The organism is Desulfonatronum thiodismutans (genome assembly GCF_000717475.1).
GTDB lineage: Bacteria > Desulfobacterota > Desulfovibrionia > Desulfovibrionales > Desulfonatronaceae > Desulfonatronum > Desulfonatronum thiodismutans.
Genome location: NZ_JPIK01000020.1, coordinates 17,694 through 36,796 on the forward strand (window position 1 = coordinate 17,694; position 19,103 = coordinate 36,796).

Here is a 19,103-nt window from a genome sequence, read left to right on the forward strand (position 1 = left end):
TAGATATGCGATTCAGGAGTCGGCGAATATACTCATGCAAACGAGTTTGTTGTTGAAATGGACCCAAAAGGCTGGGCGGTTGTTCGTGTTTTCGCTTCTGATTCTGTTTTTGGCGATTCCAGTTTCTGCCTCGGATAATGAGCCGGAGCCGATTCGGGTGGGCATGTCCGGAGCATTCAGCGGGCCGATCAAAGCTTTGGGCATTGAGGTCTATCGCGGGGCCATGGCGTATTTCGAGCATGTCAATCGCCAGGGAGGAATCAACGGTCGGCCTGTTACCTTTTTGGCTTATGACGATGCGTATGATCCGGTCTTGGCCCTGGAAAACGCGGTCCGGCTGTTGGAGCAGGATCGGGTGGACGCCTTGTTCAGCTTCGTGGGCACGCCCACCGTGACCCGTGTTCTGCCCCTGCTCAAAGTTTACGAAGACAGGGGCGTTTCGCTTTTTTTTCCGGTAACCGGCGCGGAACCTCAGCGCCAGCCGCCCTATGGCGGCTACGTCTTCAATCTGCGCGCTTCCTATGCTCAGGAAGTGGACGCCCTGGTCCGGGAGTTCATTCGCTTGGGAAAAAAGCGATTCGCGATTCTCTACCAGGCTGATTCCTACGGCCGCAGCGGCTGGGAAGGGCTGCGCAACGCCCTGCATCGTCACGATCTGTCAATTGTCGAGGAAGCCACCTATGCCCGCGGGTTTCAGTTCCAGCGAGACATGGGCAAGCAGGTGGACATTTTGCGCGAGGCGGCCCCGGACGTGGTCATCAGCATCGCCTCCTACGCAGCGGCCGCCGCCTTTATCCGCGACGCCCGCGATCAGGGCTGGGACGTGCCTATAGCCAACGTCTCCTTCGTGGCCAGCGAAAGCATGCTGGAATTGCTGCTGGAGCAGGAGCGGCTTACAGGGCGGAGCTACACCCGGAACTTGGTCAATTCCCAGGTGGTGCCCAGCTACCAGGACTATTCGCACTGGGGAGTGATGGAGTATCGCTGGCTCATGGACCAGTGCTCCTGCGAACTGCCGCCGCAACTCACGCCGCAGCCGTATGACCCTTTGCCGTACAGTTTCGCCAGCTTCGAGGGCATGCTCAACGCCAAGGTGTTCACGGAACTTGCGCGAAGAATCCCGTTGGATGAGTTGGCCGAGGAGACTGAGGACTCGGAGTCCGTTCCCCTGCTGATCAACCTGGGCATCGGCGAGCCTGTTTTTCTCGGGGCGGGACGTCGCCAGGGAATGGACGTCGTCTATTTCTCCACAGTCCGGGACGGTCGGTTCGTTCCGTTGCACTGTTGGGACGATTGGTCCAAGGAGGGGCAGCAATGAAGCCTTCCAAACTGTTTCGGAAGACTCTTCTGGCCATGGTTGTCATTTTCGGGGCCATGGCCACGGTTTCCTCCCTGTACTCCGGATGGACCCTGCATCGACAGTTGATGCTGGAAAACGAAAGCAAGGCCATGGCTATTGCCAGAAGCATCGCCAACTCCAGCACGGAGCTGCTTTTGAGTAGGGACGCGGCCACCGTGCAGGCGGTTATAGATCAGTATCTGGAAATCAAGAACGTGGCCTACGTCTACGTCCAGGACCGCGCCGGGGATGTGATCTCCCACACGTTTACGCCCAGGGTGCCCGAGGAGTTGCTGCGTCTTCGCTCGTCCTCGGCCACCGATCGAATGCCGTACCATGAAGTCAGTGTGCGGAAAATCAAGGTTCCGGCCCTGGGCATGGTGTTGGACATCGCGCACCCCATTCTCGGCGGGCTGGCCGGGACCGTGCATGTGGGCATGGATATGGACAGCATCAACTCCTTCATCTGGCGGGAGATTCTGTTCCAGCACGGGATGTTCATCTTCTTTTTCGTTGTGGGCATCGGCGTGGCCTTCATCCTGATGAACCGAATCTCCATGCCTTTGACCCAACTTTCGGACTATGCCAGGCGCGTGGCCGATCATGAATTTGACGCTCCGCTGAATGTCAGTTCCAAGGATGAGATCGGCGACCTGGCCGTGACCATGCAACGGATGGCCCGGCACCTGGATGAAATGATCTCCGGACTGCATGGACGGATTCAGGTCGCCACGCGAGAACTCCAGGACAACCTGATTTTTTTCAACGCCATCTACATGAACATGGCCAACGGCATGATGGTCTATGACTTGCGGGGCAATCTTCTGCAGTTCAATCCCGCGGCCCGGACCATGCTGGACTACTCTGAGCAGGAGTTCGCCACCAAAAGCATGGAGGATTTGTTCGGCAACGACGTTGCGCGGCGGGTGTTCGAGGAAATGCGGCAACTGGCCGAGCGATCCGAGGATTCTCCGGATATTGCGGCGGGCCCCGACGGCAAGCGACGCTATCAGGTGTTGGTTCCAAACAAGGGCGGCAAAAAGCTGGACATCGAAATCGTGGCCACGATTCTGCGTCTGGGTAACGAGGCTTTCGTGATTTTACTGGTGCGCAACGTCACCTCGACGAAGCGCGCGCAACGCGCCTTGAAGCATTCCCATTTGGTGCTTGACCGCCGGGTCAAGGAGCGGACCAGCGAATTGCACGCAGCGGTAGAGCAGCTCAGCCAGGAGATGATGGAACGGATGAAGGCCGAGGAGGAGCTGCGCCGGGCCAGGGACGCGGCGGAGGCGGCCAACCGGGCTAAGAGCGAATTCGTGGCCAACATGAGTCACGAAATCCGCACTCCGATGAACGGGGTCGTGGGCATGACCGAACTGCTGGCCCGTACCGACCTGAGCGACCAGCAGCGTCACTACACCATGACCGTCAAGAGATCCGCGGAGGCGCTACTGGGAATCATCAACGACATTCTGGACTTCTCCAAGCTGGAAGCCGGGAAGCTGAGCATTGAATCAATTCCGTTCAACCTGCGTGTCGTCGTTGAAGAAATGGCCCACTTGCTGGCGGCCCGGGCCGAGGAAAAAGGACTGGAACTGATCGTCCGTTATCCTCCGTCCTGTCCGGACCGCTACGTGGGCGATCCGGGACGGATTCGTCAGGTGCTGACCAACCTGCTGGGCAACGCCATAAAGTTCACGGAAAAGGGGCATGTCTATCTGGGTGTGGACTGCCTGGATCTGGGGCAGGAGAGACACGAGTTGCGGATCGCCGTAGAGGACACCGGAATAGGTATTTCCCAAGAGATGATTGAACGGGTTTTCGAGTCTTTCACCCAGGCCGATCAGTCCACTACCCGCGTCTATGGCGGCACTGGGCTGGGGTTGTCCATTTCCCGTCAGATCGTGGAATTGATGGGCGGCAAAATTCAAGTCCAAAGTCGGCTTGGACAAGGCTCGATTTTTACGATGGTCTTGGAGTTGCATCAGGCCGAGCAAGTCGAAGTGGACATTCATCAGACCGTGGACATGGAGTCGTTGCGGGTGCTGGCGGTGGACGACAATCCGGTCAACCTGGAAATTATGGAGGAACTGCTCCAAGGATGGAAGATTCAGGCCGGTTTGGCCGACTCAGGGGCACGGGCCTTGGAACTGCTGCGACAAGGAGTTTCCAAACGCGTGCCCTACCAAATCGCGATTCTGGATTTCCATATGCCGGGAATGGACGGGGAAGAACTAGCTCGCAGGATTAAGGCTGATCCGGATCTGAACGCTACGAAACTCGTTTTGCTCAGCTCCATGGGCAAGCGGGGCGACGCCAAGCGAATGGAGCAAGTAGGCTTTGCCGCATACCTCCTTAAGCCGGTGTTGCAGTCGCATCTGTACGACACCTTGACTCTGTTGGCCAGCCTGAAAGGGCGGGATCCGGACGGCCTGATTACCCGGCACCGCATTGTTGAGGCCCGGGCGGCCCAAGAGGGACGAGAATCCGGTGGGCGGGGGCTGGGAGGTAAAATCCTGCTGGTGGAGGATAATCTGGTCAATCAGGAAGTCGCCAAGGGGCTGCTCAAGGAGATGGGGGCCGCCGTGGACGTGGTCGGCAACGGACGCGAGGCCGTGGAGGCCGTGCGGACCGGGAAGTACGACTTGGTGTTCATGGACTGCCAGATGCCGATCATGGACGGGTTCGAAGCCACCAGACGCATTCGAGAAAGCGAGTCCGGCGGTCGGCGAACGCCTATCGTAGCCATGACCGCTCATGCCATGGAAAAGGACCGGGAGAGATGTCTGGCTGTTGGAATGGATGATTATCTTTCCAAGCCCGTGAAAACCGGCGACTTAGTCCGCATCCTTGAAAAATATTCACCAGGCCGATCCAATGCGCTCGGTGCCCGGGGGCCTTCGCTTGTCCGAAGTGCATCCGGACTGAAAGGCAGGGAAGAGCAGGGCTTCGGGCATGGCGAGATCATTAATAGAGCCGTGGCGCTGTTTATCAAGCATACTCCGGAAATACTGGCCCAGCTTCTCGCTGCGGAAGGGAAGCGGGATGTGGCCAATGCCCGGGTGTGCGCGCACACCCTGAAGGGCAGTGCGGCCAACCTGCGTCTGGAGGATATTCGCGAGGCGGCCGAAGACCTGGAGGCGGCCCTGGAGCATGAAGATTGGACGCAAGCCAGGCCGCTGATTGCCACGATCCAGGCACGGGTGGTGGCGATGATCGCGGCACGAGCGCCAAACGTTCAAGAAGGTGATTTGGAAAAAATCGAAGAGGGACAGGCCGTTCGGGCTTTTGTCCTGGCCGTTCGGGACGATCCGACCGTAGCGACTCACTGGAAGGATCTCCGCAAGACCTTGAAGTCCAGAAACATTCAGCGTATCGCGGCTCTTGGCGAAGAACTGACGACAATGCTTGAAGCCAGGGGACTTCCGGAGGCCGCGGTTTTGCCTCGCTCTCTCCACGGTCACGCCCGAAACATGGACATGGCCGCCTTGCGCGGCGCCTACGCGCAGTTGACTCGGATCGAGGAGTTGAAAGAACCATGAAGACGGTTTTGATTGCGGATGATTCACCGAGCAACCTGCATTTGTTGCACGATATTTTGACAAAATCCGGTTACGAAGTTTTAGTGGCGGAAAATGGGGAGGAAGTCCTGGATATCCTCGACGAGGAGGCCCCGGACATTTTTCTGCTGGACATCATGATGCCCGGCATGGACGGTCTGGAACTGTGTCGCAGGATCAAATCCATGAGCCGGTTCACGGCCACGCCCATCGTCTTCATCACGGCCAAGAATTCCTCGGAGGATATTGTCCAGGGGTTTTCCGCCGGAGCGGTGGACTATATCCCCAAGCCGTTCAACGAGGCGGAAATTCTGGCCCGGGTCCAGACCCACATTCGTCTGCATGACGTGTTGATGGAATTGGAGCGGTTGCGCCAACTAGCCCTGGACGCCAACCCCCTGACCCAGTTGCCCGGCAACAATTCCATCCTCAAGGCCATTGCCGAGGCCCTGAATGATGAACGGCCCTTGAGCGTGGTCTACGCGGACATCGATAACTTCAAGGCCTTCAACGACAAATATGGGTTCGCGGCCGGAGATCAGGTTCTGCGCTTCACGGCGAACCGGATCGTCGCGGCGGTGGAGGCGGCTTGCGGCAAGGGGCGGATGGTGGGCCATGTGGGCGGCGACGATTTCGTATTCATCGCTCCGACGGAATGTACCCGGATCGCCGTGGATCGGCTGATCCGGGACTTTGACGAGGGGATTCGCTCCTTCTACTCCGAAGAAGACCTGGAGAAAGGCGAAATACGGGTCAAGGACCGCAATGGAAAGTTACGGTCTTTTCCGTTGATGACCATCAGTCTGGGAGTGGTGGAAGTGGATGCAAAATCCTTCAGCCATCACTTGGAGGTCTCCGCCATGTGCGCGGAGGTGAAGAAAGTCGCCAAGAGCATTTCAGGGAGCTCTTTTTTTATCAATCGCCGGGGCGGATTCGGTGATTGAAAAGGGTGGCTTACTCCGGAACGTCAGAGCGAAATGCTTCCCAGGGCCGTCTCCAGGCCTTCCTTGCTCAACGGTTTGGTCAGATAGCAGGTGGCCATACCCTGAAAAAAGGCCTGGCAGACGTTTTTTTGGTCTTCAAGACAGGAGACCATGATCACTTTGACCTCGCCTCCAGGGGGGACGCCGCGGTCCTTTTCCAGCTTGCGAATGGCTTTCAACGCCTCTTGGCCGTCCATGACCGGCATCATGATGTCCATGAGAATCAAGGAGTATGGATTCTGTTCGTCCAGGGCCATGACGAACGCCTGGACGGCTTCCTCTCCATTGGCGGCCATGTTGATGTGGGACGCCTTTTCGCGCATGAACGACTGCATCACCACGCGATTCGCCAAGTCGTCATCGACGATAAGAACCTTCATAAGCTCGCTCCTTCGCAAATTGGGAAAACGATATGATCGGTCCAAGAGCCGGGTTTGCTTCGCCGAGGCCGTGAAGTCGCCATGTTACGCCTCAGTGTCGTTTTTGGGGAGATACTTGAGCAAAACCTTCTCCAATTGCTGGTATGTGGCGGGTTTGGCGAGATAGTCGTCCATGCCGGAGGTCAAAATTTTTTCCTTGTCTCCCGGCATGGCGTACGCGGTAAGGGCGATGATGGGGGTTTTAGGGTTGTACCGGGAGCCGTCATGGGCCCGGATGACCTCTGTGGCCTCCACTCCGTTCATGACCGGCAATTGGACGTCCATCAGAATGCAGTCCACGGTTTCCTGCTCCATCAATTCCAGAGCCCTCCGTCCGTCTTCTGCCTCATGAACGGTGTAGCCTCCTTTTTCCAAAAGCTTTTTGAGCGCGAATCTGTTGAGTTGTTCGTCCTCAACCACGAGAATTCGTGCGGACATGACACGCTACCTTGTTTGTGCTCACACTCCGACCAAGGCTTGGCCATGGGACTGAGGTGGACGAGTTATTTGGGTAGATCGCTTTGCTCCGGCCTCTGTTCAGGCTTTGAGGGGCCGTTGGACCGTTTCTTGCTTGATAAATTGCCAGATCAATGCTGGAGTCGCGAAAAGTTAAGTATAAAATGACTTCAAGATTTCATAAATGCAATCACCGTAAAACGCAAACCCGAGCAACGAGAATTCGCCTGGGAAATACCCTTGCCGTCGACCGATTGATCGTATCCGTCTTGCTATGAACGCATCTTCCGATGACAGAAACGAAGCGCATTCGCCCCTGATTGTTCGTGACCAGCGGCTTATCACCTCCTGCGCCATGGACATCATCGCCGCGGTGGAGCGAACTCGGGGAATCCCCTTGCAGCCTCGAGACCGGATGGCTTTGAAGCTGTTGACGCCCAAGAATTCGGCGCTGTTGGTTCGGGAAAAACAGCGGCATTTGGGCTGTCGGCAGATTAGTTTCGACATTAAGACCGACGACCTCGGCCTGGGCTCCCACCAGCTCGTTCCCTCCGGGGTTCATGTTTTGAATCGCGAGGGCGTTTGGTGGAGCGACATTTACGGAATCGGGCGATTTCTTTGGAATCTTTATTCTGGAGAGAACCCCCAGGCCGGAATGATGCGAGTCTTGGAACGGTTGTTCAAGTTCGAGATCTCCGGATTATTCGGTCCTCGGGCGAATTTTTCGGTCCGGGAAAAAACAGGAACCATCGAGGGCAATGTCCTCCCTGATTTGCGGCTGTACATCCACCGCCGCGAAGGAAGCGTGGAGACATCCTTGCGGAAACTGATCAAAGCCCGAGCCATTTTCCGTCCCAAAGACCTGGGGCTACAGTTCGACGGCAGCGAGAACGGGCGAATCGCCCTCCTGTTCGGCAAATCCAAGCGCTACGCCGTCAGCTTCACCATGCAGAAAATCTAGAACACACGGCGACCGAAAAACTGTCCGGGTCAAGAAACCGTCGCTTGTCATTATGTTTATATTAGCATATGGAAGTGCCCATGCAAAAAAATATGCCTCCGTCCATGCGCCTGCACCTTTGGCTGGAAAACGACCGAGGCGCGTTGATCGGCCTGGGACGGGCCATGCTCCTGGTCAGGATCAGGGAGTGTGGTTCATTGCGTCGGGCCGCGGATAAATTGGGTATTTCCTACCGGGCGGCCTGGGGCAAGATTCGCCAGGCCCAGGAGTATCTGGGAAAGGATCTGGTGCGCAAGGAGGGCAAGGGCTATGTGCTCACCGACTTTGGCGAGCATTTGGCCGACGGCTTTTTGAAATGGCACGACGAGGTGGAGCGTAATGCCCTGACCTTGGCCCAGGAGCATTTTCCCTGGCCGGTCCTGCCGTATCGTTCTTCGCCCGGCTTACCAGAAAAGTGTGCGTCCGATTCCGTTTCAACGACAAGAGATTTCGCTGACAAGGAGCATTTATGACCGCTGAAGAGATCGGAAAAGAGGCCCTTGAAGACCAGTCCGTGTACGTCGGTTCCCGGTCGTTCGAAGATTTTGTTTTGCTGGTTCGTGATTTTCACGGTTCCGCCGCGCCGGGGCTGGTGCTTGGGGGCTTCATGGTCGAGGAGGCTCGACGGTGCCTGCCCGAGGACACGCTTTTCGACGCCATCTCCGAAACCACTCACTGCCTGCCGGACGCCGTGCAGCTGCTTACTCCCTGCACCATCGGCAACGGTTGGCTGCGGGTGATCAATCTTGGCCGGTACGCCCTGACCTTGTTCGACAAATATTCCGGCAGCGGCGTGCGGATCTACCTGGACCCGGAAAAAGTCGCCGACTGGTCGGCCATTCGGACCTGGTACATGAAGCTTCTGCCCAAGAAAGAGCAGGACAGCGCGGCCCTGTTCGCGGAGATCAAGGCCGCCGGCGCGAGCGTGTGCAGCCTGGAGACGATCCAGGTGGCCCCGCACCTGCTGCAACGCAAAGGACGGGGCGGCATCGTGGTCTGTCCGGTCTGCAAGGAAGCCTATCCTCAGCTGGACGGCCGGATCTGCCGGGCCTGCCAGGGGGAAGCCCCTTATGTGGAGAGTATGGCCGCCTCGGTAGCACCCTTGCCCCGGGCCGTGCCCGTGGACCAGGCCGTGGGGCGTAAGGTTTTGCACGACATGACCCGGATCGAGCCCGGCAAGACCAAGGACGCGGTGTTCGTCAAGGGGCAGGAGATCAACGTGGGCGATATCTGCCGGTTGCAGCAGATGGGCCGGATGCGGGTCTATGTCCAGGAATCAGAGGCGGAATCCGGCGAAGGGGCGGATTGGGTGCACGAGAACGAGGCCGCCGAGGCTTTTGCCCGGGCCATGGCCGGGGAAGGAGTGGAACTGCGTCTGCCTCCCCGGGAAGGCAAAGTGGACTTGCTGGCCGTTCGGGACGGGCTGCTCAACGTGGAACGGGATCGGCTGGAAGCCTTCAACCTTGTTCCGGAGGTGATGTGCGCTTCAAGGCACGATGCCGTGTTGGTCAAGCAGGGCATGACCATTGCCGGAACCAGGGCCATTCCGCTGTATCTGTCCCGGCATCTGTTTTTGCGGGCCATGAGCGTCCTGGGGGCAGAGCCTCTTTTTTCCGTGTCGCCGCTCCGCAAGGCCAAAGTCGGCGTGTTGGTCACGGGCACGGAAGTGTTTCAGGGACTGGTGGAGGACAAATTCGTGCCCATTGTCGGTTCCAAGGTCCAGGCTTTGGGGAGTGAGGTTCTGGCCAGCCGGATCGTCCCGGACAGCCGGGAAGCCATTGTCGCGGCTGTCCGAGAGCTTCTGGATTTGGGCGCGGATATGCTGATCACCACTGCCGGATTGTCCGTGGACCCGGACGATGTGACCCGCCAAGCCCTGCAGGAAGCCGGAGCCGAGGATCTGCTCTACGGTGCGCCCATTCTGCCCGGAACCATGACCCTTTTCGGGCGCATCGGCTCGGTCCAGGTCCTGGGTATTCCCGCCTGCGCATTGTTTTTCAAGACCACCAGCCTGGATCTTTTCCTGCCCAGGCTCCTGGCGGGGCGAAGCGTCAGCCGGGGCGAGCTGGCCCGGATGGGGGCCGGCTCACTGTGTATGCAGTGCAGAACGTGTTCTTTCCCCAAATGTCCTTTCGGTAAATAGCCTTTGCTTTGGGGATAGAGTCGTTATGCTGGAACTGACCGTTTTTCTCTGTGGGGCCGTGGTGATGATCCTGGAGCTGACCGGCTCGCGGATTATGGCCCCGTTTCTGGGTACGTCCCTGGTGGTCTGGACCGGGCTGATCGGCGTGGTTTTGGCCGCCTTGAGCATCGGCTACTGGTGGGGCGGTCAGCTGGCGGACAAAGGGCCGACGAGGTCCGGTCTGGCATGGATCGTCTTCTGGGCCGGGGTGCTGATCGCCTTGACGGCGGTGCTTCAGGCCCCGGTTTTGCGGCTGATCCAGGGCCATGTTCCCGGGCTGCATCTTGGGGTGCTTCTGGCCACCGTGAGCCTGTTTGGTCCGGCCAGCATCCTTCTGGGGATGATCGCTCCCTATGCCGTGAAGATGAAGCTGGCCTCCCTGGAGCATTCCGGTGCCGTGGTCGGGCGGATGTACGCCCTGTCCACCATCGGCAGCATCGTGGGAACGTTTCTGGCCGGATTCGTACTCCTGTCCTTTTTCGGCAGTCTGCCTATTTTGCTGGTCTTGGGCGCGGTCATGGCCCTGTTGGCCATGGCCTTGTCCCCGCGCTCCGGCATGGTGGTGAAAAGCGCGTTTCTGGCTTCGTTAATCGTAGGCGGATTCCTGCACGTCCAGTATCGCCAAGCCTTGGCGGCCCAGGGCTACTTTGATCTGGACACGGCTTACAACCGGATCATCGTGGCTGAGGCTGAAGAGGAAAGCTCGGGCCGCCGAATGCGGATCATGTCCACCGGCCCGGGCTGGCTTCAGTCCGCCATGTACCTGGATGATCCCGTGGAGCTGGCCCTCCCGTACACGCGCTTTTTCCGGCTCGCCGAGCTGTATGTTCCTGATTATCGACGGGTGCTGATGGTCGGCGGGGGCGGGTACTCGTTTCCCAAGCATCTGATGCGGACCCGGGCGGACCTGGATCTGGACGTTGTGGAGATCGACCCGGTCTTCACGAGATTAGCCAGGAATCATTTCGGGTTTGATCCGAGCGGGACGACGGGGCAGCGGATTGAACTCCATCACCAGGACGCCCGTCGCTTTCTGAACCGGACCCATGCGCCCTACGACGTGATCATTTTGGACGCCTTCAGTTCCCATTACTCCGTCCCTTTCCAGCTGACCACCGTTGAGGCCATGGAACGCATTTCCGCCAACCTGACCGATCGCGGGGTGGTCGTGGCCAATCTGATCTCCGCCGTGTCCGGTCTGGAAGGGCGGATGTTGCGGGCCCTGCTGGCGACCATGGACGCCGTGTTCACCCAGGTGGAGACATTCTTGGTGGCCGATCCCGCCGACCCCGAGCGGGTCCAGAATATTGTTCTGATCGCGGGAAACAGCCCGTTGCGCGATGTGGGGTCAGGGCACGGACCTCCCGAGTTGATTGCCAAGCTCGACCATCGTTGGCCGCACTCTATTCCTCGCGATCTCCCCGTGCTCACCGACGCCCTGGCCCCGGTGGAGCGGTATTTGCCCTAATGGGCTCATTTGGTTGCGATAACTTTACCGTCAGTTGTCGCTTGGGAGAGAGCCGGAGTGGTGGGGCCGGAATCCCGGAAAACGCTTAAAACCGTTTCAACTCGAAGAGCTTTTTGGTCTGCGTGGAGACAATGTGGAAGTACCTGTCCTGAGGAATGAAGATGTAGGGGACGTCTTCCAGGCGACGATAGAGGAAGTACGAGAGGATCATGCGGTTCACGGCCTGATGGCCGATGATTACGATATGTTCAGCCCTGCCGCTGAGGTACAAGGCCTTTTTGATGCCGAGCTGGATTCTGGATTGCAGCGTAACATAGCCTTCTCCGCCGGGGTAAATGTAGTGGTATTTGTCCATGCTCCGGGCAACGTGGATTTCCGGATGGCGCTCTCGAATCTCATCATAGGTCAGTGAGTCGCAGATTCCGGAGCGGATTTCGTCGAATTCGCGCAAGGCAACGTGGGTGCATTCCGCCTGGGCGGCAATGATCGGCTGGGCCATCTGGATCGTTCTGCGCTTTTTGCTGGTAAAAATGAATGGAATCCGGGTCGTCCTAAAATGCTCACCCAGCAATCCAGCTTGGTCCACTCCCTTTTCGGTGAGTGGCGAGTCCCCTCCGATGCGTCGTTCCTGGTTGAAAAAAGTTTCCCCGTGGCGGATCAAGTAGAGATTCTGGATCATATCCGAGACCAGGATGTCTCGAATGCGGGGATAGTGCGGAATGTTGTCGGTCGTCTTTTCCCGAACCACCCTGTTTTGTAGCGAGTTGAGCACCACGTAGTTGCTTTCCCTGTCCAGGGGCTCATACCGGCTGGCGTAGAACTGGATGCGATCCTTGAAGTTCCTGATCGCCTCGGGCAACGACATGTGTCCGAACTCGGAAATTTTTGTCTTGTGGGTAATGCTGGTGGTCAGCAATTCTTCGTCGTCGTTGACGCACTCGATGAACAGTACGGGGACTTGCTCCATGTCCCGACGGATGGTGTCTCGTCGTTCCCGACTGATATTCGTGGCGTCAAGAATGGCGATACATCCTCCCTGGTCGAGGAATTGTCTGGCGGACTGCAAATTCTGGCGTGCGATCCATTCCCGCAAGCGGACGCCTTCCAGATTGTCCGGGCTGAAGAAATCGGCGGAGGCCGTGTTCTCGGGAAGTATCCTTCGGCGGACCTCTCCGTTGTTGAAGATTTCGACCTTGAAGTTTTCCGTTTCCAGACTCTCCCGGAGACGGCAGGCAATGGTGGACTTGCCGCGAGCCGGAAGGCCGACCATGACGATGCAGAGTTTTTTGTGATTCATGGGCTTGCGTTCCTTTTTGGGGAGAGGAGCTGTGATCGGCGACGGCCTGGAGAAGGGGATGGCAAGTCGTCTTGACAAGCAAGTTGGTGGGCGAGTGAGCAAACAAAAAGAGCGGGACGCTGGTCCCGCTCTTTTTGTTTGGATATCTTGATCTCCCGACTTCAGGCTGAAGTTGCTCAGTTATCTTGTAACAGCCGTAAAAACGGGCTGGAGGGCGTCAGGATGACCTGGGTGTTTGCACCTATGGTCTTTTTATAGGCTTCCAGGGTCCGAAGATACTCGTAGAAATCAGGAGCCTGATTCAGGGCTTCCCCGAAGATCTTGATGGCTTGCGCGTCGCCTTCACCGCGAAGATGTTGGGACGTACGGTTGGCCTGAGCAATAAGGATTACTCGCTCCCGGTCGGCCAGGGAGCGGATGTTGGCCGCGGTTTCCTCGCCCTCGGCGCGGTAGGTCTTGGCTTCACGCTCCCGTTCGGCGATCATCCGGTTGAACACCGCTCGTTGGGTTTCCGCCGGCAAGTCCGTGCGCTTGATCCGCACGTCGATGACTTCGATGCCGTATTCCTGGATCAGCTCGTTGCTCTTGAGGGTCAGCTCTTCCATGATCTGGGACCGTTTGGTGGTGACCACCTCGGTCAGGGTGTGCTGACCGAGCAGGACGCGCAGTTCGGCGTAGACGACGTCATCCAGCCGAGCCTGGCCCATGGGCAGAGTGCGCAGGGTGGTGTAGAAGCGCAAGGGGTCGATGATCCGCCATTTTGTATAATTGTCCACCATCATGTTCTTCTTGTCCCTGGTCAGAATTTCCGCCGGACGGGAATCATAATCCAGGATTCGGGAGTCGAAGAAAAGGACGTTTTGGACAAAGGGCAGCTTGAAGTGCAGACCAGGGGCTTTGGTTTCACCAACAGGTTTCCCAAGTTGAAGCACAATGGCGCGTTCAGTTTCATCCACGATGTACGCGCTTTGCGTGACCACCAGGAAGCCGATGAACAAGGCGACCAATATCATCGGGAGGGTCAGGGTAGGGGTTTTCATTGTGCTCGACCTCCTCGTACGGATGGCGCGGTACTGGCGGGGGCCGGCTGTCTGGCTTGCTGCGTGGCGGCCTCCGAAGCGTCAGGCCGCTGCGCCTTGGGGGTGATGGCGCCGAGGGGTAAATACGGGAGCACTTGGCTCAGCGCGTTGTCCGAGATGAAGGTCTTCATAAGTTCGGGATTGCTTAAAACCTCTTCCATGGTTTCGAGATAGAGTCGGGTCCTGGTGACGTCCGGGGCTTGGTTGTATTCCGCAAGCATGGACAGGAAGCGTTGGGCCTCACCCTCCGCCCGTCGAACTACGGCTTCCTTGTGAGCTTCGGCCTGGTTGATGATCACGGCGGCTTCACCTCGGGCACGAGGGACGATGTCGTTGCGGTAGGCTTCGGCCTGGTTCTGGATGCGGACCGCGTCCTCCCTGGCGCGGACAACGTCGCGGAAGGAATCGATGACCGGTTCCGGCGGTTGGACGTCCTGGAGCTGGACGGCCAATATCTGGATTCCGGACTCGTATCGGTCCATGATATTTTGCATCAAAGCCCGAGTTTCATCCTGAATGGCCGGTTTGCCGTCAGTCAGGGCAGCATCCAGTTTATTATAGCCGATGACCTCGCGCATGGCCGCCTCCGCGGCGCTTTTTACCGATGCGTCGGGCATCTGGATATTAAACAAAAATTTGACCGGGTCATTGAGTTGATATTGGACGATGAATTGAACGTCCACGATGTTTTCATCGCCGGTGAGCATGTGCGACTCTTCCGGTACGATCCGGTACTGAGGCTCCCCGCCCATTGCCGAAGGAGCCTGAATGGTGCGGTAGCCGATTTCAAAACGCCGAACCTGCGTCACCTTGGGAGTCTGCGCGGACTCAAAGGGGAAGGGGATGCGGAAGTGCGGCCCTGGGTCGGTTATGCGGTTATAGGCGCCGAATCGTTGGACGACACCCACTTCGTCGGGATTGACGATGTAGATCCCCGAGGCAAGCCACAGCAGAAGAAGCACTAAAACTACGATCTTGCCGCCGCCGGGCAGCTTGATGTTTTTCAGCTTGTTCAACTGCTCGTTGAGTTGCGCGAGATCCGGAGCCCCAGGGGGGCCGTTCCTTTTCCGTTTGTCTTGGAGTTTGTCCCAGTCCCAGTTCATGTTTGTCAAACTAAAGCAACCCTGATTTGAGGTCAAGGCGAGATGATTTTTGATTCCTTGCCGACCTGTGAATCAGGCATTCGGGCTTGGCTTGCGGCGCAAATCCGCTTAAAGGTTCTTCCTTCGACGTTTGGCTCTGAACCGTAAACACCAAAATCGGTGACTATTCCGAGGAGCTGGAAATATGCTGATCAAACCGGAAATATTTCGAGCCTACGATATCCGTGGGGTTGTGGATCGTGATTTCGACGAAGCATGGGTGGAAGTGCTTGGCAAGGCATGCGGAACGTTTTTTCTCAAGAGAGGCCAGCGCCAGGCTGTTGTTGGTCACGATTGCCGACACAGCTCTCCCGGTTATCAAACCGCGATGATCAAAGGACTCCTTGCCACGGGGGTGGACGTGCTGTTTATCAACATGGTCCCCACGCCGCTCTTTTATTATGCTGTAAAAAAGTTCAACCGCCAAGCCGGGGTGATGATCACGGCCAGCCATAATCCTCCGGAATTCAACGGGTTCAAAGTCTGGTCCGGAGCTGGCACGATTCATTCCGAGGATGTCCGGGAAGTCTACGAGATCATGGCCCGCGGCGAGTTCCGCGTTGGGCAGGGGATCGCTTCCGAGCATGATGTGGTCCCGGCGTACCTGGAGGAACTTTCCGCCCAGGTCCAGCTCCCTGCCCCGGTCCGGGTCGTCGTGGACGGAGGCAACGGGGCTGGTGGGAAGATTTGCGCCGAACTGTTGCGCCGGATCGGCGCGAACGTCGTGGAGCTGTACTGCGAGCCGAACGGGGATTTCCCAAATCATCATCCGGACCCGACCCGTGACGAGAACAACGATGATCTCAGAACCAAAGTCCTGGAGGTCGGGGCCCAGTTGGGCATCGGACTGGACGGCGACGCGGATCGTATCGGCGCTTTGGACGAACGGGGCCGGATGATCTATGGGGATCGCCTTTTGGCCGTCTTTGCCCGCCAAGTGCTTCAGGAGCAGCGAGGGGCTACCGTGATCGGCGAGGTGAAATGCTCGCATTTGATGTTTCAGGACATCACCGACCATGGCGGCAAGCCAATCATGGGCCAGACCGGCCATTCCCTGATCAAGGCCAAAATGCAGGAGACTGGAGCGGCTTTGGCCGGAGAAATGAGCGGGCATATGTTTTTCGCGGATCGGTATTATGGATTCGACGACGCATTGTACGCGGCGATGCGCCTGGTGGAGATCATCGGCCAAAATCCGGCCAAGCCGCTGAGCACCTATCTCGATGAATGGCCGCCTATCTTCTCCACTCCGGAAATCCGCTTGGACTGCCCCGAGGAAATTAAATTTAAAATCGTGGAGCGGGCTCAGGCCTTTTTTCGGGAACGGTTCGACGTGGTGGACGTTGACGGCGTGCGCATCGTTTTTCCCGACGGTTGGGGGCTGCTGCGCGCCTCCAATACCCAGCCTATATTGGTCTTGCGTTTTGAGGCCGAATCCGAGGCTCGCTTGAAGGAAATTCGTGCCTTGGTGGAAGAGCCTCTGGGGCGATGGATAGCCGAACTGGGCGGGTGAGGGGAGCGTGGGCGGCCTGGGTTCGCTCCTCCTTGAACTTCAAATTTCAGCCACGAGGTCTTAGATGCCGTTCGGAGTAAGACGAGATGCCGCTCCCTGGGAGGGGCTGTTGCGGGCTTTGGGCATGGTCTTCGTGTTCATGGGCGTGATCTGGCTGTTCTGGAAGCACAATCAGCGCACCATTGAAATGCTGGATTCGCATCAGGTTGTCGTGGATCGCGGCGGCATGCTGACTGATGCGCAGAAGCAATCCATCCGTGATTTGTCTCGGGCCTTGAAATCATCATTCGGGCTGGATTTGCGGCTGGTGGTGGCCGATGACGGGTTGGCACGGCCACTTGTGGATGCCAAGACCATCCACATTGGTATTGATCCCGAATCCAAGATGTTTCATGTGGTCTTGCCGCCCATCGTGGAACGGGCATTGGGGCAAGGTTTTACCAGATATTTACGCGAAGAGCATTTCACTCCGTATTGGGCGAGCGGGAATTGGCAACGGGGGCTGGGAGAAGCGTTGAGCTTGATTTGGAATGCCCTGAACAATCCGGAGGACGAATTTCGGGAATATCATCATGATGCGGACGATCGCCCTCCGGGGAGCGGCTCTTATCGGGGCATCGTGCGCGACGAAGGACCCTTCAATGAGTGAGGACAGAGTGACGAAAATCTATACCGACGGCGCGTGCTTGGGAAACCCCGGACCGGGAGGCTGGGGCGCGGTGGTGCTTGATGACCGGGAACGCCGGGAGTTGTCGGGCGGCTACGGATTGACCACCAACAACCGGATGGAGATGTTGGCCGTGGTCGAGGCCTTGAGCTTGCTGCCGGACCGTTCGGTGGTGGAGCTCTATACGGATTCTAAATACATTCATGACGCCGTTGAAAAAGGGTGGCTGGCCAAGTGGAAACGCAACGGCTGGCGGACCGCGGACAAGAAGGCGGTCAAGAACCAAGACCTTTGGCTGCGCATGGATGCCTTGCTTCAGACGCATGACGTAAGCTTCTACTGGGTTCGCGGCCATTCGGGAAACCCGGAAAACGAGTGTTGCGATAGGCTGGCCAGTGCCGCCGCTCAAGGAAATAATCTGTTGAAGGACGCCGGGTACGTACGGTAGCGTCTCGGTGTTGGGCAACAAAAAAGGCGTCCCGAAGCGGGACGCCTTTTTTTGCGTGACTCGGTTCGGAAAACTATTTCAATCCGAGCTGTTCCTTGATGTAGGGGATGTCCACGTTGTTACTGACCACCTGGGCGCCTTGCTGGATCTTGACCAAGTCGCGTAGTTTCAGGCGGGACATGATGGCGTCCATTTTTTTGGCCATGGTGAAGGTGTCGTCGCGGACGATGATGATCGGGATTTCCTTGACCTCGGCCCGGGTCAGGATGATGTCGTTGGGGTAGATATTGCCGGTCAGGATCAGGCAGGGGCATTCGCCTTCCAGGGCCACCAACTGAACGTCGGAGCGGTCGCCGCCCATGATGATGGCGGTATTTTTGTTCTTGCGGAAGTGGGTCATGAAGTTTTCGACCTGCATACTGCCGATCAGGAAATTTTCCACGACGCGGTCGGCCTTGTCCTTGGCCGTGACCACTCGTCCGCCGAGTCGTTGGGCCAGCTCGCCCACCTGGACCGCGCCGAGCAGCGGATCTCGGGGCAAAATGCCGAGGACCTTTACACCGCTACGCTCCAGGAAGGGGGCTAGTCGGTTTTTGACCTCGTCCATGTAGTCCGCGGGAATGTCGTTGAGAATCGTGCCGATAAATTGATCGCCCAGGGCGTCCTTGAGCACGACCAGGTAGTCGTAGTTCAGTTCTTTGGAGCAGCGGTCGATGACGATGGATTTGATGCCCAAGGTGCGTACGACTTCCACGGCGTCCACGTTGCAGTACTTGCCGGAATACATACTCCCGGAGCCGGCGACGATGGTTACGTCTCTGCCCTTGCTGAGGGTTTCGTAGCTGCGTTTGATGTCGCCCATCAGGTCATGGGTCAGGCCGCCGAAGGCCTTGGTTTTAAACTCCTCGGTGACCAGTACGGGAGTGACTAGTTCAGGATCTTCCTTCAGTCCCAGCACATCTTGAACAAAGAACGCGTCTTCGTCTCCCATTTTGCCGTCTTTTTCCACGGGTACGGCGCCCACTGGCTTGATGTAGCCGACGTTCAGGCCGTCTTTTTGGAATTTGAGACCAAGCCCCATGGCTACCAGGTTTTTTCCTGAATAGCCTGACGTCGAGCCCACATAAATACCGACCATAGGATGCCTCCTTGCGTACGTTCGTAATCGTGTAGGAAGATGATGCCTAGCGCGAAATGCCGAAAGATGTTTTTTAGTTGTCCGGCGAAGCAGGCGTACATTACGCCTGCCCACGAACAATCGCAATATTTTTCGAGAAAGTCTCCTTCAACCTAGATAAAAGGCGCGTTCTTCTCGATGAAAGGTTTTGAAGTGCTCAATGAGCGGGCTTGAGGTGAAAGGAGACGTCACGGCTCGAAGCTTGACCGGGCATTTTTTTCCTTGATAGCCAGGAGCCAGGAGCCAGGAGCCAGGAGGCGTGAGGCGTGAGGCGTGAGGCAGGCCTGGAGCTGAACGCTGGAAGCGGAGGGCAGAGGAGGTCGGCTCGGGTGCTTGATGAAGAGAAAAGATTGGGATTTGGAAATGTTTCATT

The 19,103-nt window shown here is 57.6% G+C and carries 16 protein-coding genes; 10 read left to right on the forward strand and 6 right to left on the reverse strand.

What is annotated here, in order from left to right; genetic code table 11:
• Window positions 1-34: 34 nt before the first annotated feature.
• Genes GY33_RS0114525 through GY33_RS0114535 form a run of 3 tightly spaced genes read left to right on the forward strand, consistent with a single transcriptional unit; the run spans window position 35 to window position 5,843 of the window.
• Window positions 35-1,318 (forward strand): ABC transporter substrate-binding protein, encoded by a 1,284-nt coding sequence (locus GY33_RS0114525; protein ID WP_035272380.1) that lies wholly within the window; start codon window positions 35-37, stop codon window positions 1,316-1,318.
• Window positions 1,315-4,881 (forward strand): response regulator, encoded by a 3,567-nt coding sequence (locus tag GY33_RS19965; RefSeq protein WP_051822680.1) that lies wholly within the window; start codon window positions 1,315-1,317, stop codon window positions 4,879-4,881. Before GY33_RS0114525 ends, GY33_RS19965 begins: the two co-directional genes overlap by 4 nt.
• Complete coding sequence (locus tag GY33_RS0114535) at window positions 4,878-5,843, forward strand: response regulator (RefSeq protein ID WP_031388030.1); 966 nt, start codon at window positions 4,878-4,880, stop codon at window positions 5,841-5,843. The genes GY33_RS19965 and GY33_RS0114535 overlap by 4 nt, the downstream gene beginning before the upstream one ends.
• 23 nt (window positions 5,844-5,866) lie before the next feature.
• On the opposite strand, the gene GY33_RS0114540 is transcribed toward GY33_RS0114535, so the two are convergent.
• Both GY33_RS0114540 and GY33_RS0114545 read right to left on the reverse strand, forming a co-directional pair.
• Window positions 5,867-6,262: a response regulator gene (locus GY33_RS0114540; protein WP_031388031.1), complete on the reverse strand. Its 396-nt coding sequence runs from the start codon at window positions 6,260-6,262 to the stop codon at window positions 5,867-5,869.
• An 84-nt stretch (window positions 6,263-6,346) separates the two neighbouring features.
• The gene (locus GY33_RS0114545) at window positions 6,347-6,739 is read right to left on the reverse strand and encodes a response regulator (protein WP_031388032.1); all 393 of its coding nucleotides are present in this window, start codon (window positions 6,737-6,739) and stop codon (window positions 6,347-6,349) included.
• 292 nt (window positions 6,740-7,031) lie between these two features.
• On the opposite strand from GY33_RS0114545, the gene GY33_RS0114550 reads away from it, so the two are divergent.
• The 4 genes from GY33_RS0114550 (at window position 7,032) to GY33_RS0114565 (ending at window position 11,407) form a co-directional block, all read left to right on the forward strand.
• Window positions 7,032-7,718, forward strand: a complete 687-nt coding sequence (locus GY33_RS0114550; RefSeq protein ID WP_035272382.1) for a hypothetical protein — start codon at window positions 7,032-7,034, stop codon at window positions 7,716-7,718.
• An 80-nt stretch (window positions 7,719-7,798) separates the two neighbouring features.
• A complete protein-coding gene (locus tag GY33_RS0114555; protein ID WP_051822681.1) occupies window positions 7,799-8,230 on the forward strand; it encodes a winged helix-turn-helix domain-containing protein in 432 nt (143 codons plus the stop codon).
• A complete protein-coding gene (locus tag GY33_RS0114560; RefSeq protein WP_235185536.1) occupies window positions 8,227-9,900 on the forward strand; it encodes an FmdE family protein in 1,674 nt (557 codons plus the stop codon). The genes GY33_RS0114555 and GY33_RS0114560 overlap by 4 nt, the downstream gene beginning before the upstream one ends.
• Window positions 9,901-9,925: 25 nt before the next feature.
• Window positions 9,926-11,407: a fused MFS/spermidine synthase gene (locus tag GY33_RS0114565; RefSeq protein ID WP_031388036.1), complete on the forward strand. Its 1,482-nt coding sequence runs from the start codon at window positions 9,926-9,928 to the stop codon at window positions 11,405-11,407.
• 85 nt (window positions 11,408-11,492) lie between these two features.
• Here the strand turns inward: GY33_RS0114565 and GY33_RS0114570 are convergent, their stop codons facing one another.
• The 3 genes from GY33_RS0114570 to hflK form a co-directional block, all read right to left on the reverse strand.
• Complete coding sequence (locus GY33_RS0114570) at window positions 11,493-12,704, reverse strand: bifunctional nucleoside/nucleotide kinase/histidine phosphatase family protein (protein ID WP_031388037.1); 1,212 nt, start codon at window positions 12,702-12,704, stop codon at window positions 11,493-11,495.
• Between the two features lie 176 nt (window positions 12,705-12,880).
• Window positions 12,881-13,744, reverse strand: coding sequence for a protease modulator HflC (hflC, locus tag GY33_RS0114575; protein WP_031388038.1), 864 nt, complete (start codon window positions 13,742-13,744; stop codon window positions 12,881-12,883).
• Window positions 13,741-14,886 (reverse strand): FtsH protease activity modulator HflK, encoded by a 1,146-nt coding sequence (gene hflK, locus GY33_RS0114580; RefSeq protein WP_035272384.1) that lies wholly within the window; start codon window positions 14,884-14,886, stop codon window positions 13,741-13,743. The genes hflC and hflK overlap by 4 nt, the downstream gene beginning before the upstream one ends.
• Window positions 14,887-15,070: 184 nt before the next feature.
• Here hflK and GY33_RS0114585 point away from each other — a divergent pair, with 184 nt between their 5' ends.
• The 3 genes from GY33_RS0114585 to rnhA all read left to right on the forward strand — a co-directional run bounded on the left by GY33_RS0114585 (window position 15,071) and on the right by rnhA (window position 17,553).
• Window positions 15,071-16,438, forward strand: a complete 1,368-nt coding sequence (locus GY33_RS0114585; RefSeq protein WP_031388040.1) for a phosphomannomutase/phosphoglucomutase — start codon at window positions 15,071-15,073, stop codon at window positions 16,436-16,438.
• 64 nt (window positions 16,439-16,502) lie between these two features.
• Complete coding sequence (locus GY33_RS0114590; protein WP_051822682.1) at window positions 16,503-17,087, forward strand: hypothetical protein; 585 nt, start codon at window positions 16,503-16,505, stop codon at window positions 17,085-17,087.
• Entirely contained in the window at window positions 17,080-17,553 is a 474-nt protein-coding gene (gene rnhA / locus GY33_RS0114595; RefSeq protein WP_031388042.1) for a ribonuclease HI, read from the forward strand. The genes GY33_RS0114590 and rnhA overlap by 8 nt, the downstream gene beginning before the upstream one ends.
• A gap of 73 nt (window positions 17,554-17,626) precedes the next feature.
• Here rnhA and GY33_RS0114600 read toward each other — a convergent pair whose 3' ends face one another.
• A complete protein-coding gene (locus tag GY33_RS0114600) occupies window positions 17,627-18,691 on the reverse strand; it encodes a phosphotransacetylase family protein (RefSeq protein ID WP_031388043.1) in 1,065 nt (354 codons plus the stop codon).
• Window positions 18,692-19,103: the final 412 nt, after the last annotated feature.